This is a genomic window from Stenotrophomonas sp. Steno-Z4 (assembly GCF_056393145.1).
Genome location: NZ_JBWJPC010000002.1, coordinates 39,894 through 52,671, shown reverse-complemented (window position 1 = coordinate 52,671; position 12,778 = coordinate 39,894). Strand labels below are relative to the sequence as shown.

The following is a 12,778-nucleotide window of genomic DNA, read 5'->3' as shown; positions in this document are numbered from 1 at the left end:
GAGAAAACCCGCCCTCCGGCGGGTTTTTCTTTGCCGGCGATACAATCGCCTGCATTCACCTACCCGCAGCACCTCACCGAGCCCCCCATGCCCCGTGCGTCGTCGTTGTTCCGCCTGCCGTCCCTGCTGCTGCTGACCCTGGCCGTTGCCAGCTGCGGCAACAACGACCCCGCCGCCCCGGCAACGCCGACCCCGACGCAGCCCAGCGCGCAGGCTGCGGCCTCCGCCGACCCAGCGGCCGCGCCGCTGCTCACCGCCCTGCAGAAGCAGCTCGACGGCCACCGCCGCATCATCGTGCTGCTGGCCGACGAAGCGCAGCAGTCCGCGCGTGACCGTGACACCTCCAGCCGCATCGGCCAGCAGCTGTTCCACGACGGGCTGGACCAGCGCCAGGCCATTGCCACCCAATTCGATGCGTTGCTGCGCGACGGCAGCCCGCAGCGCTTTGCCACCCTGGGCACGGTGCTGGACTACATCGAATCGGCGCCGGAGCTGTACGACGCCGACCGCCTGGCGTTCCGCGAAGTGCTGCGCGACCTGCACGAGCGCATCGGCACCGATTCCTCGCTGCCGGCGGTGAAGCTGCACCAGCGCGTGGGCGAAGACCTGGACGCGCTCGATGAGATCGAGCGCAACTACAACCAGGAAATCACCAACATCTTCAGCCGCTTCGACCGCACCCGCGCGATCACCCTCAAGCGCGAGAAGTGGGACGACTACCTGGCCCACCTGCACAAGCAATACAGCCGCGAGGCGATCCTGCGCGATTACGGCGTGATCGAGCCTTATCCGATGTCGATGAAGGACAGCGACCGCGAGATCTTCGGCCGCGACCTGCCGCCCAAGACCGTGGTGCTCACCTTCGATGACGGCCCCCACAAGGCCTACACCGACGAAGTGGTGGCCATCCTAAAGCGCTACGACGTGCCAGGCGTGTTCTTCGAGGTGGGCCGCAACCTGGGCGAAGTGCATGCCGATGGCAGCGTGAAGCTGGGTCCGATGGCCGGCATCAGCCGCAACCTGATGGAACAGGGCTACGCGGTGGGTAACCACAGCCTGACCCACGCGCAGCTGTCACGCACCACCGGCGAGGCGCTGCGCCAGCAGGTGCTGGTAACCGACACGCTGCTCAAGGACGTGGACAAGCGCCGCGCGCCGCTGTTCCGCTTCCCCTATGGCGCGCGCAACGCCGAAGGCCTGCAGCTGCTCAACGAGGCCGGCCTGAAGTCGATCATGTGGAACATCGATTCGATGGACTGGGCCGACCCGGTGCCCGAATCGATCGTGCAGCGCGTGCTGGGCCAGGTGAAGAAGGAACAGCGCGGGATCATCCTGTTCCACGACATCCACGACCGCGCGGTGAAGGCACTGCCGCAGATCCTGGACCGGCTGATTGCCGAGGGTTACCAGTTCGCCGGCTGGAATGGCCGCGAGTTCACCGTCAGCCGCCCGCGCAGCGCTGCTGCCAGCGAAGCCACGGTCACCACCGGCTACGAGAAGTCGTGGGCGATCGTGATCGGTATCGACGAGTACGCCAAGTGGCCGCGGCTGGAATACGCCAGCCACGATGCGCAGGCCATCGCCGATACGTTGACCGGGCAGTTCAGGTTTCCGTCCTCGCAGGTGATCGTGCTGAAGGACAAACAGGCCACCCGCAACAACATCCTGGCCGCCTTCCACGACCGCCTGGCCGATGACCGCACCGGGCGCAACGACCGCGTGTTCGTGTTCTTCGCCGGCCATGGCGCGACCCGGCGTTTGGCGTCGGGCCGCGACCTGGGCTACATCATCCCGGTGGATTCGGACCCCAACGAATTCGCCACCGATGCCATCGCGATGACCGACATCCAGAACATCGCCGAAAGCATGCAGGCCAAGCACGTGATGTTCGTGATGGATGCCTGCTACAGCGGCCTGGGCCTGACCCGTGGCGGCCCCTCGTCGTCGGCCTTCCTGCGCGAGAACGCCAAGCGCAGCGCGCGGCAGATGCTCACCGCCGGTGGCAGCGACCAGCAGGTGGCCGACAGCGGCCCGAACGGCCATTCGGTGTTCACCTGGGTGCTGCTGCAGGCGCTTGCAGGCAAGGGCGACCTCAATGGCGATGGCCTGATCACCGGCACCGAGCTGGCGGCCTACGTGGCGCCGGCGGTATCGGCGGTGTCGCGGCAGACCCCGGCGTTCGGCAGCCTGCCCGGGTCGCAGGGCGGTGAGTTCGTGTTCCAGGTGCCCGACAGCCAGGAATACCTCACTGCCGATACCCGCCAGCTCTCGGCGGACGCGATCGCGCTCAACAACCGGGTGGATGCCGCGCAGGACGCCAAGCCCGCTGGCGAGGCGCCGGTGACCGTGGCCGACCTGCAGGGCGGCAAGAGCACGCTGGTGGTGCCGGCAGCCGTGCCGACCTCTGACCGCCAGCGCGCGCAGCAGGCCAACGACCGGGGCCTGCAGCTGTACCGCGAGAAGCGCTATGAGGAGGCCGTTGCCCAGTTCACCGAAGCGCTGAAGCTGCGACCGGACTTCGCCCAGGCGGCCAACAACCTCGGCTTCGTCTACTACCGCCAGCAGCGTTACGCTGAAGCGGCACGCTGGCTGGAAAACACCCTGAAGATCGACCCGTCACGCGCGGTAGCCCACCTCAACCTGGGCGATGCCTATTTCCACGCCGGCGACAAGACCAAGGCCAGGCAGGCTTACACCACCTACCTGGCGCTGCAGCCGCAGGGCAGCGGCGCTGCCCAGGCCCGCGCACAGCTGGAGAAGCTCTGAGCCATGAACGCCGCCACCGACACCATCGTTGCCATCGCCACCGCGCCCGGTGCCGGGGGCGTGGGCATGCTGCGCGTGTCCGGCCCGCAGGCGCTGCGCATCGCCGTGGATCTGGGCTGCCCGCAACTGCAGCCGCGGCACGCGCACTACGCGCGCTTCCGCGATGCCGCCGGCGAGGTGCTGGATGACGGCATCGCCCTGTACTTTCCGAATCCGCGCAGCTTCACCGGCGAAGACGTGGTGGAGCTGCAGGGCCACGGCAGCCCGGTGGTGCTGCAGCAGCTGGTGGGTCGCTGCATCGCGCTCGGCGCGCGACAGGCACGGCCAGGGGAGTTCAGCGAACGTGCCTTCCTCAACGGCAAGCTCGACCTGGCCCAGGCCGAGGCCATCGCCGACCTGATCGCGGCCAGCGATACCCGTGCCGCGCGCGCGGCGCGGCGCTCGCTGGACGGCGTGTTCTCGCGCCGCGTGGAAGATGCCGGCGAGCAGCTGGTGCGGCTGCGCATCCATGTGGAAGCGGCGATCGACTTCGCCGACGAACCGCTGGATACGCTGGGAGGCGATCAGGTTCGGCAGGGCTTGGGCGAAGTGCAGTTGGCGCTGGCGACGCTGCGCGACGACGCCGAACGCGGTCGCCGCCTGCGCGATGGCCTGCACGCCGTGCTGGTCGGCCCGCCCAACGCAGGCAAGAGCTCGCTGCTCAATGCACTGGCTGGCAGCGAACGCGCGATCGTTACCGACATCGCCGGTACCACCCGCGACACCCTGCGCGAAACCATCCGCATTGATGGGCTCGAGCTGACCCTGGTCGACACCGCCGGCCTGCGCGACGGCGGCGATGCCATTGAACGCGAAGGCATGCGGCGTGCGCGCGCGGAGATGCAGCGCACCGACCTGGCCATCATCGTGCTCGACGCGCGCGACCCGCAGGCCGGCCACGCCGCCGTGGCCGATGCCATTGCCGAGGTGCCGCTGCAGTTGTGGATCCACAACAAGAGCGACCTGCTGGAGGCACTGCCGGCCGACATCGATGCCAACGTGGTGCACGTCTCGGCCGCCACCGGCCAGGGCCTCGACCGCCTGCACACACGCCTGCGCGAGCTGGCCAGCGGCAGCGCCGGCGACAGCGTGGAGGGCGAGTTTTCCGCGCGCGCCCGCCACGTGGAAGCGATCACCCTGGCGATCGGCCACGCCGAGCGCGCCGAAGCAGAGCTGGTGCATGAACACCTGGAGCTGGCCGCCGAGGAACTGCGGCTGGCGCATGAGGCGCTGGGCGAGATCACCGGACGGATGAGCGCCGATGACCTGCTGGGGCGGATTTTCTCGAGCTTCTGTATCGGGAAGTAAGCCAATACTGCCAACTTCACGGACCGGGAAAGGCAGCACGTTCAATCAGCTGCGCTAGCATCAAACTTGTTCACCGGCACCCAGACTCCCAGACGTGCCATCGAGGAGCAGGCGATGGAAAAAAAAACACTGATCCGAAACAGCACTGCCGAGTTCCTGATCTTCACCAGGCAGGCAGGCGAGGCGAGCATTGAAGCCCGCTACGAGGATGAGACTGTATGGCTGTCCCAAAAGCTGATGGGAGAGCTCTTTGGAGTAGATGTTCGCACCGTCAGCGAGCATCTTCAGAACATATTTGCGAGCCAGGAGCTTGGACCTGAAGGAACTATCCGGAAATTCCGGATAGTTCAAAAGGAGGGCTCAAGGGAGGTGTCCCGAACGGTGGACTTCTACAACCTGGACGCCATCATCTCGGTCGGCTATCGAGTCAACTCGGTACGAGCCACGCAGTTCCGTCAATGGGCTACGGGCGTACTGCGCGAGTTTGCCCTCAAAGGGTACGTGCTCGACCGGCAGCGCATGGAGAACGGCAGCTTTCTGGGCGAGGACTACTTCGAGCGCCTGCTCGCCGAAATCCGCGAGATACGTCTCAGCGAGCGGCGCTTCTACCAGAAGATCACCGATATCTACGCTACCAGCCTGGATTACAACAAGGATGCCCCAACGACCAAGGCATTCTTCGCCAAGGTGCAGAACAAGCTCCACTACGCCATCCACGGGCACACGGCCGCAGAGCTGATCAGCAGGCGGGCAAACAGCGGCCTTCCCCACATGGGCCTGACGTCCTGGGCGAGCGCACCGGATGGCAGGATCCTGAAGACCGACGTTGGGGTGGCCAAAAACTATCTAACCCAGGAAGAGCTGGATTCACTGGGCCGGATCGTGAACGCCTACCTCGAACTGGCAGAAGACCGCGCTCGTCGCCGAATTCCCATGAGCATGGAAGACTGGGCCAAGCGGCTCGACGCATTCCTGGAATTTGATGATCGCAAAGTCCTCAAGAACAGTGGCAAGGTCTCCGCGAAACTGGCCCAGTCTCATGCGGAGACAGAGTTCGAGAAGTACCGGATAGTCCAGGATCGGCTGTTCGAGAGCGACTTCGACAAGGAAGTCAAAGAGCTCGCTGCCGGGGCCGGGGACGTCGCAGGAGGCGCATAACTGGCTTTCTTCGATCTGTCATACCGCGCGACGACAATGCGCACGTCGTTTCCACGCCCCCGCCGCGTCGGCGCGGGCCGCCGTACCAACAGGGGTTTGCAGTGTCGAAGTCGTTGTGGGGTTGTGCGTTGCTGTTCTCGCTGGCCGTGGCACCATCGGTGGCCATGAGCGCTGAATCTTCCCCACCCGCGCCGCGCAAGGCGGCGGTGTACGGCCATCGCGGCGCCAGCGCGCTGCTGCCCGAACACACCCTGGCCGCGTACGCGCAGGCCATTGCCGATGGCGCCGACTACATCGAGCCGGACCTGGTGATGACCAAGGACGGCGTGCTGGTCTCGCGGCACGAGAACGAGATCAGTGGCACCACCGATGTGGCCACCCATCCCGAGTTCGCCAGCCGCAGAACGACCAAGACCATCGATGGCGAACGCATCGAAGGCTGGTTCACCGAAGACTTCACCCTGGCCGAGCTTAAGACCCTGTACGCCCGCGAGCGCCTGCCGCAGCTGCGCAGCACTGCCTTCGACGGCCAGTTCCGCATTGCCACGCTGGACGAGATCGTCACCTTCCTGGTCCAGCAAGCCGGTCGCGCCGGGCGCGGGATCGGGCTGGTGCCGGAGATCAAGCACGGCACCTACTTCAAGAGCATCGGCCTGCCGATGGAAGACCTGCTGGTGAAAACCCTCCAGGCCAACCCGTATACCCGCGTGGCCCCGGTGACGATCCAGTCGTTCGAGGTGGGCAACCTGCGCTATCTGCGCGCCAAGCTCGGCCGCGACAGCAACATCCGCCTGCTGCAGCTGCTGGGCGACCCGAAGCAGCAGCCGGGCGACGTGCTCGCCGCCAAGGGCAGCCAGCGCTATGTCGACATGATCACGCCCGCCGGGCTGGACCAGATCGCCGGCTATGCCGATGGCATTGGACCCAGCCTGCGCATGGTGATTCCGCTGGATGCCAACGGTCGCCTCGGCCCGCCGACCTCACTGGTGCGCGATGCGCACGCGGTAGGCCTGATGGTGGTGCCGTATACGTTCCGGCCGGAGAATGCCTTCATGGCCGCCGAATTCCGCAAGGGTGAGCCCAACACGCGCAATCCCGACGGGTCGGTGGCGGAGATGCGCGCCTACCTGGCCACCGGGATCGATGCGTTTTTCACCGATGATCCGGCATTGGGGCGCAAAGCGGTGGATGGCACCCCGTAAAAACGACGCCGCGCAGGTAGGTACCGACCGTTGGTCGGTACGGAGAATGATCGGCACTCAGCGCATCGACCAACGGTATGCCCGCCGTTGGCGGGCACCCTTCGGGCCGTCGCAAGCGACGTCAGGAACGGCATTACCGTTCCTTGCGACGCCTACCGGGAGGAATCCGAATCCCGCGGGCGGAACGGCAACACGACGAAATCCTGCCCTTCGCGCGGCTGCCACAGCACCGGCACGCGGTGCGGGGAGGGCGGCTCGAGGTCGCTGTCGCGCTGTGCGTCCAGCGCGTCCTCGTCTTCCTCTTCCCAGCTGTAACGCTTGCGCGGGGCCATCGGGTCGGACAGGCGGAACAGCAGCGCGCTGATGATGCCGGCGAAGGCGCCACCCATGTGCGACTGCCAGGACACACCCGGCTCATGCGGGAGGATGGTGATGAGCATGCTGCCGTAGAACAGGAAGGCGATCAGGCCGGCGGCAATGGCGGGGCGGTCCCGACGCAGCAGGCCCAGCACGAACACCAGGAACATCAGGCCGTGGGTGATGCCGCTGGCGCCCAGGTGGCGGCTGCCGATATCGCCGAGCAGCCAGGCGCCCAGCCCGGAGCCGATCCACAGCAGCGGGAAGGCCCGCAGGGTCGCCTTTGGATAGACGCTGCCTGCCAAAGTGCCAAGAATTAATAGAGCAAAGCTATTGGCGGCCAAGTGCTGGACCGAACCATGCAGCAGCGGCGCACCGAGGATGCCCAGCAGGCCGTCGCTTTCCAGCGGGGCCACGGCCCAGGGGCGCCAATCGAAGTGACCCTGCGCGGTGAACACCGCCACCAGCACCAGCACGAAGGCCAGGCTCAGGTTGAACGCCCGCACCACGCGGCCACGGTCGTTGCGGGAAGAGACCGGCGGCTCGCCGGCAGGCAGGGGCAGGTTGGCGTTCATACCCAAAGGGATTGCGTCGCGCCAGCCTGAACACAAGGGCAACGCGACGGGAGACAGAGGTGCCGCCGACGGGACAATCCCGCCGGCGGCAATCAGGGGTTACGCAGCGCCGGTCTTCGGCGGGTTCTTCAGGCTCAGCACCACGGTGGCGGAGATGATCACCGCAACCACGCCCAGCGAGATCGGGGTGGGGATCTTGAAGATGTCGATCAGCATCATCTTGGCGCCGATGAAGGCCAGCACCAGAGCCAGGCCGTACGGCAGCAGGTGGAAGCGATCGGCCATCCCGGCAAGCAGGAAGAACATCGCGCGCAGGCCCAGCACCGCGAACACGTTGGAGGTGAGCACGATGAACGGGTCGGTGGTGATGGCGAAGATCGCCGGGATGCTGTCCACCGCGAAAATCACGTCGGTGACGGCAATCAGGATCAGCACCACGAACAGCGGGGTGTACCAGCGCTTGCCGTCGCGCATGACGCTCATGGCATTGCCGGCGTAATCGGGCAGCAGGCGCAGGTGCTTGCGCATCCAGCGCAGGGCCGGGTTGGTCTCCAGGTCAGGCTCCTGGCCGGCCGAGAACCACATCTTCCAGCCGGTGAAGAGCAGGAACGCGCCGAACACGTAGAGCAGCCAATGGAACTTGGTGAGCAGCACGCTGCCGGCGAAGATCATGATCGTACGCAGCACGATCGCACCCAGGATGCCGATGATCAGCACCTTCTGCCGCTGTTCCTCGGGTACCGCGAAGTAACCCATGATCATCAGGAACACGAAGATGTTGTCCACCGCCAGGGCCTTCTCGACCAGGTAACCGGTCAGGAACTCCAGGCCGACCTTGTTGGCCACCACCTGGCCGGCGGTCTCGTTCAAGTAGTACCAGAGGCCACCGTTGAAGGCCAGGGCCAGCACCACCCAGCCGATCGACCACCACAGGGCCTCCTTGAAGGTCACCTTGTGCGGGCCGCCGTGTCGCATCAGTACCAGATCGACCAGCAGCGCGATGATCACCACCGCGCCGAAGCCGCCCCATAACCACAAATTACCGATCGTCTGCATGAGTTTGTCCGTTGAATGAATGAAATGCCTCAAGCCGGACGGCGAGGATCTGCAACGGAGGATCGGAGGGGATCCGGGGACAGAGCTTCGCCATGCGGCGAAGGTCTCGCTCGCAGTCCCACCGGGTGGGACTGCCGTTGCACCGGAGCCTGCTGGCTCGAATTGACGGCGACAACGTCTGGGAGCTACTCCCCTTCTGGGGCCGATTCTGCGGGCTGAATGGGTTGGCGTCAAATCGGCGGCCTGCCGGGCCATGGGGCCCGTCTACAATAGGCAGATGAATACCGTCCCCAATCCCGTTGTCCGCCTTAAAAACGCCTGGCGCTCCAGCCACCCGTGGATCTTCCAGAAACTGGTCGAAAAGCCCGCCGTCCGCCCGAAACCCGGCGCCATCGTCGACGTGGTCGGCGTGGATGGGGAGTGGATCGGGCGTGGCTTCTACAACGGTCATTCGCGCATCGCCGTGCGTATCCTCGAGACCGACCAGCGCGTCCCCGTCGATGCCGGCTGGTTCTCGCGGAAGATCGCCCAGGCGGTGTCGCTGCGCCGTGATGTCCTGAAGCTGGACACGATTTCCGATGCCTGGCGCGTGGTGCACAGCGAGGGCGACGGCCTTTCCGGCCTGGTGGTGGACCGCTACGGCGACCTGGTGGTGGTGGAGTTTTTCGCCGCCGGCATGTTCCGCCACCGCGAATGGGTCTACGAGGCGCTGCGCGAGCAGTTCCCAGGCTGCCGCTTCCACAGCTTCGCCGACGAACACGTGCAGAAGCAGGAAAGCTTCGACTTCCACGGCAACACCACCACCGAAGCAGCGGTGATCACCGAGTACGGCGTGAAGTTCCGCGCCGACCCGGCCGGTGCGCACAAGACCGGCTTCTTCGCCGACCAGCGCGAAAACCGCCAGTGGCTGAGCCAGGAAGTGGAAGGCAAGTCGGTGCTGGACCTGTGCTGCAACACCGGTGGCTTTGCGGTGTACGCGGCCGCGCGCGGTGCCTCTGATGTGCTGGGCATCGACATCGACGAAGACGTGATCGCCATCGCCAAGGGCAATGCGCGCCTGAACAACGTGCGCCCACGCTTCGTGCAGTCCGACATCTTCCCGTGGCTGCGCGACGCGGCCAACCGCGGCGAGCAGTTCGACGTGGTGATCCTGGATCCGGCGAAGATGACCCGCGACCGCGACCAGGTGATCACTGCGCTGAAGAAGTACCTGGACATGAACAAGCTGGCGCTGGGCGTGGTCAAGCCGGGTGGCCTGTTCGCCACGTTCTCGTGCACCGGCCTGGTGGCCGAGGACCAGTTCCTGGACATGCTGCGTCGCGCGGCGTTCTACTCCGGGCGCACCATCCAGATCCTGAAGGTCGCCGGCGCCGGCCCGGATCATCCGTTCATGGCCCACGTGCAGGAATCGCGTTACCTCAAGGCCGTGTTCTGCCGCGTGCTGGATTGACCCTCGCGTGCCGACCAACGGTCGGCACCCACCGCGAAGTGGCATGGTAGGTACCGACCGTTGGTCGGTACGCTTTGCTATGGTCTGACGCATTCCCATCCGAAGAGAGGCGTCATGACGTTGCGCAGCCTGTCCCTGCTGGTGTCACTGGCGCTGTGTGCGCCGCTGTCGGCCCACGCCATCGAGTTCAGCGCGCAGGAGCTTGCGCGCGCTGCCACCCTGCATAAGAAACTGCTTACCCTCGACAGCCATCTGGACACGCCGGCGAACTTCCACCGGGAAGGCTTCGACATCCAGCAGCGACACGACCACAACGCGCTGTCGCAGGTGGATCTGCCGCGTATGGTGGACGGCGCGCTGGATGGCGGGTTCTGGGCCATCTACACCGACCAGGGCGACCGCAGCCCGGCCGCACACCAGCACGACCGCGATGCGGGCCTGCTGCGGTTGATGGAAATCCGCGAGATGCTCGCTGCGCATCCGGAGACCTTCGCGCTGGCACTGACCGCCGCCGACGCCGCCCGGATCAAGGCGGCCGGCAAGCGCGTGGTGTACATCAGCATGGAAAACGCCAGCCCGCTGGTCGACGACCCCACGTTGCTCAGCTTCTACCACCAGGCCGGCCTGCGCCTGCTCAGCACGGTGCACTTCGCCAACAACGAGTTTGCCGATTCGGCCACCGACACCAAAGGCGCCGAATGGAAGGGCCTGAGCCCGGCCGGCAAGGCATTGGTGGACGAAGCGGTACGGCTCGGCATCGTGATCGACCAGTCGCATGCCTCCGATGCGGTGTTCGATGACCTGATCCAGCGCATGCCGGTGCCGTTCGTGCTGTCGCACAGTTCGGCCAAGGCAATCTACAACCACCCGCGCAACCTGGACGACGTGCGCCTGAAGCAGCTGGCCAAGGCCGGCGGGGTGATCCAGGTGAATGCCTATGGCGGCTACCTGATCGACACCGGCAAGAACGCGGCGCGAACGCAGGCCGAAGACGCCCTGATGAAGCAGATCGGCGCCGATTACGACGACCTGAGCATGGCCCAGGGCGTGCAGCTGAAGCAGGGCCTGGCCGAGATCGACCAGCGCCTGCCACTGCGCAAGGCAACCCTGGACGACTTCTTCGCCCACTTCGAACACATCCTGGGCGTGGTCGGCCCCGAGCATGTGGGTATCGGGCTGGACTGGGACGGCGGCGGCGGGCTTACCGACCTGCAGGACGTGAGCGATCTACCGAAGATCACCGCCTGGCTGCTGCGCAAGGGCTACACCGAGAAACAGATCGCGGGGATCTGGGGCGGCAACCTGCTGCGTGTGCTGCAGCAGGCGCAGGATCATGCCAACAAAAAATGACCGTTGGGGTGCCGGGCAACGCCCGGCACCCTTACCGTCAAGGCCTCAACGGCCGATCAGCGCATTGCGGCGGCTGTAGAGGAAATAGACGGCCAGGCCGATCACGTTCCAGATCAGGAAGTACAGCTGCGTGCTGCTCGGCAGGCTGATGAACAGGTAGATGCAGCCCAGCGCGGCGGCCGGGCCGATGAACCAGGCGATCGGCGTGCGGAAGGTGCGCTTGGCATCCGGTGCACGCTTGCGCATCACCACCAGGCAGATACCCACGGCAGTGAAGGCCGCCAGTGTGCCGGCATTGGCCAGCGCGGCAATTTCGTCCAGCCGCGCCACGCCGGCCAGGGCCGAGACCACGGCAGCGCTGAACAACGTGGTGGCCACCGGGGTACCGGTGCGCTTGTTCACTGCCGACAGGCCGCGCGGCAGCAGGCCGTCGCGGCCCATGACGAAGAACACGCGGCTCTGGCCGAACAGGAAGGCCAGCAGCACGGTGGGCAGCGCAACGATGGCCACCACACCGATGACCGCCGCCGCCTTGGGCTGGCCCAGTTCACGCATGATCAGGGCCAGCGGTTCGGCGCTGCTGCCAAACACCGCGTAGCTCATCGCGCCAACGGCGGCCAGCGCCACCAGCATGTAGATGATGGTGCAGCCGACCATCGAGCCGATGATGCCGATCGACAGATCACGGCCCGGGTTCTTGGTTTCTTCAGCGGCGGTGGAGATGGCATCGAAGCCGTAGAAGGCGAAGAAGATGATGGCGGCCGCGGCCATCACCCCACGCTCCACGCCATCCGGGCCCAGCGACTTGGCAAAGCCGTGCGGCATGAACGGGTGCAGGTTGGCTGAATCGAACGCGGGCAGCGCCACGGCGACGAACACGCCCAGCGCGATGATCTTCAGCACCACCAGGATCGCATTGAGCGTGGCGCTTTCCTTGGTGCCCAGCATCAGGCCGCCGGCGACCACCCAGGTGATGAGCACCGCGGGCAGGTTGAACACGCCGCCTTCCACGTGCGGGCCGGCAGAGAGCGCCAACGGCAGCCGAAGGTCGATGCCGGTGTTGCCGTGTATCCATTCCAGGAAGCCGACGAAATACCCCGACCACCCCACCGCCACGGTACTCACCACCAGTGAGTACTCCAGGATCAGGCTCCAGCCGACCACCCAGGCGAAGACTTCGCCCAGCGCGGTGTAGCTGTAGGTGTAAGCGCTGCCGGCGGCCGGCATCATGGTGGACAACTCGGCGTAGGACAGCGCCGCGCAGGCGCAGACCGCACCGGCGATGGCGAAGGAGATCAGTACCGCGGGGCCGGCGAGATTGGCACCCACGCCGATCAGCGTGTAGATGCCGGTACCGACGATGGCACCGATGCCCATGGCGATGAGGTGCGGCCAGCTGAGGGTACGAACCAGGCTCCTGCCGGCTTCATGGACGGTGACGGAATCGAGCGGCTTGCGCCGTAGCAGCGATGACATGGAACCTCACAGAGTGACTGGTATCGACAATTTTCCGAGTG

At 65.8% G+C, this 12,778-nt stretch carries 9 protein-coding genes; 6 read left to right on the top strand and 3 right to left on the bottom strand.

The window, feature by feature from the left end; genetic code table 11:
- Positions 1 to 87 precede the first annotated feature (87 nt).
- The 4 genes from AC06E7_RS06685 to AC06E7_RS06670 all read left to right on the top strand — a co-directional run bounded on the left by AC06E7_RS06685 (position 88) and on the right by AC06E7_RS06670 (position 6,473).
- Positions 88 to 2,766 (top strand): polysaccharide deacetylase family protein, encoded by a 2,679-nt coding sequence (locus AC06E7_RS06685; RefSeq protein WP_478063688.1) that lies wholly within the window; start codon positions 88 to 90, stop codon positions 2,764 to 2,766.
- Positions 2,767 to 2,769: 3 nt separating this feature from the next.
- The gene (gene mnmE / locus AC06E7_RS06680; protein ID WP_095362384.1) at positions 2,770 to 4,113 is read left to right on the top strand and encodes a tRNA uridine-5-carboxymethylaminomethyl(34) synthesis GTPase MnmE; all 1,344 of its coding nucleotides are present in this window, start codon (positions 2,770 to 2,772) and stop codon (positions 4,111 to 4,113) included.
- A 66-nt stretch (positions 4,114 to 4,179) separates the two neighbouring features.
- Positions 4,180 to 5,271 (top strand): virulence RhuM family protein, encoded by a 1,092-nt coding sequence (locus AC06E7_RS06675; RefSeq protein ID WP_478063686.1) that lies wholly within the window; start codon positions 4,180 to 4,182, stop codon positions 5,269 to 5,271.
- Positions 5,272 to 5,435: 164 nt separating this feature from the next.
- Entirely contained in the window at positions 5,436 to 6,473 is a 1,038-nt protein-coding gene (locus tag AC06E7_RS06670) for a glycerophosphodiester phosphodiesterase (RefSeq protein ID WP_478064178.1), read from the top strand.
- Between the two features lie 152 nt (positions 6,474 to 6,625).
- Here the strand turns inward: AC06E7_RS06670 and AC06E7_RS06665 are convergent, their stop codons facing one another.
- Both AC06E7_RS06665 and AC06E7_RS06660 read right to left on the bottom strand, forming a co-directional pair.
- Positions 6,626 to 7,405: a rhomboid family intramembrane serine protease gene (locus AC06E7_RS06665; protein WP_210132880.1), complete on the bottom strand. Its 780-nt coding sequence runs from the start codon at positions 7,403 to 7,405 to the stop codon at positions 6,626 to 6,628.
- Positions 7,406 to 7,504: 99 nt separating this feature from the next.
- Positions 7,505 to 8,461 (bottom strand): TerC family protein, encoded by a 957-nt coding sequence (locus AC06E7_RS06660; protein WP_478063684.1) that lies wholly within the window; start codon positions 8,459 to 8,461, stop codon positions 7,505 to 7,507.
- Positions 8,462 to 8,738: 277 nt separating this feature from the next.
- Between AC06E7_RS06660 and AC06E7_RS06655 the strand changes: the two genes are divergently transcribed.
- The gene (locus AC06E7_RS06655; RefSeq protein WP_210132876.1) at positions 8,739 to 9,911 is read left to right on the top strand and encodes a class I SAM-dependent rRNA methyltransferase; all 1,173 of its coding nucleotides are present in this window, start codon (positions 8,739 to 8,741) and stop codon (positions 9,909 to 9,911) included.
- A 114-nt stretch (positions 9,912 to 10,025) separates the two neighbouring features.
- Positions 10,026 to 11,261 (top strand): dipeptidase, encoded by a 1,236-nt coding sequence (locus tag AC06E7_RS06650; RefSeq protein ID WP_478063682.1) that lies wholly within the window; start codon positions 10,026 to 10,028, stop codon positions 11,259 to 11,261.
- A 45-nt stretch (positions 11,262 to 11,306) separates the two neighbouring features.
- Here the strand turns inward: AC06E7_RS06650 and AC06E7_RS06645 are convergent, their stop codons facing one another.
- Positions 11,307 to 12,737, bottom strand: a complete 1,431-nt coding sequence (locus AC06E7_RS06645) for an amino acid permease (protein ID WP_217537877.1) — start codon at positions 12,735 to 12,737, stop codon at positions 11,307 to 11,309.
- Positions 12,738 to 12,778 lie beyond the last annotated feature (41 nt).

What these genes read in the sequence shown, in the direction of transcription:
- AC06E7_RS06685 (WP_478063688.1), top strand. Translation starts at nt 88, where the DNA reads ATGCCCCGTGCGTCGTCGTTGTTCCGCCTGCCGTCCCTGCTGCTGCTG.
- mnmE (WP_095362384.1), top strand. Translation starts at nt 2,770, where the DNA reads ATGAACGCCGCCACCGACACCATCGTTGCCATCGCCACCGCGCCCGGT.
- AC06E7_RS06670 (WP_478064178.1), top strand. Translation starts at nt 5,436, where the DNA reads ATGAGCGCTGAATCTTCCCCACCCGCGCCGCGCAAGGCGGCGGTGTAC.
- AC06E7_RS06665 (WP_210132880.1), bottom strand. Translation starts at nt 7,405, where the DNA reads ATGAACGCCAACCTGCCCCTGCCTGCCGGCGAGCCGCCGGTCTCTTCC.
- AC06E7_RS06660 (WP_478063684.1), bottom strand. Translation starts at nt 8,461, where the DNA reads ATGCAGACGATCGGTAATTTGTGGTTATGGGGCGGCTTCGGCGCGGTG.
- AC06E7_RS06655 (WP_210132876.1), top strand. Translation starts at nt 8,739, where the DNA reads ATGAATACCGTCCCCAATCCCGTTGTCCGCCTTAAAAACGCCTGGCGC.
- AC06E7_RS06650 (WP_478063682.1), top strand. Translation starts at nt 10,026, where the DNA reads ATGACGTTGCGCAGCCTGTCCCTGCTGGTGTCACTGGCGCTGTGTGCG.
- AC06E7_RS06645 (WP_217537877.1), bottom strand. Translation starts at nt 12,737, where the DNA reads ATGTCATCGCTGCTACGGCGCAAGCCGCTCGATTCCGTCACCGTCCAT.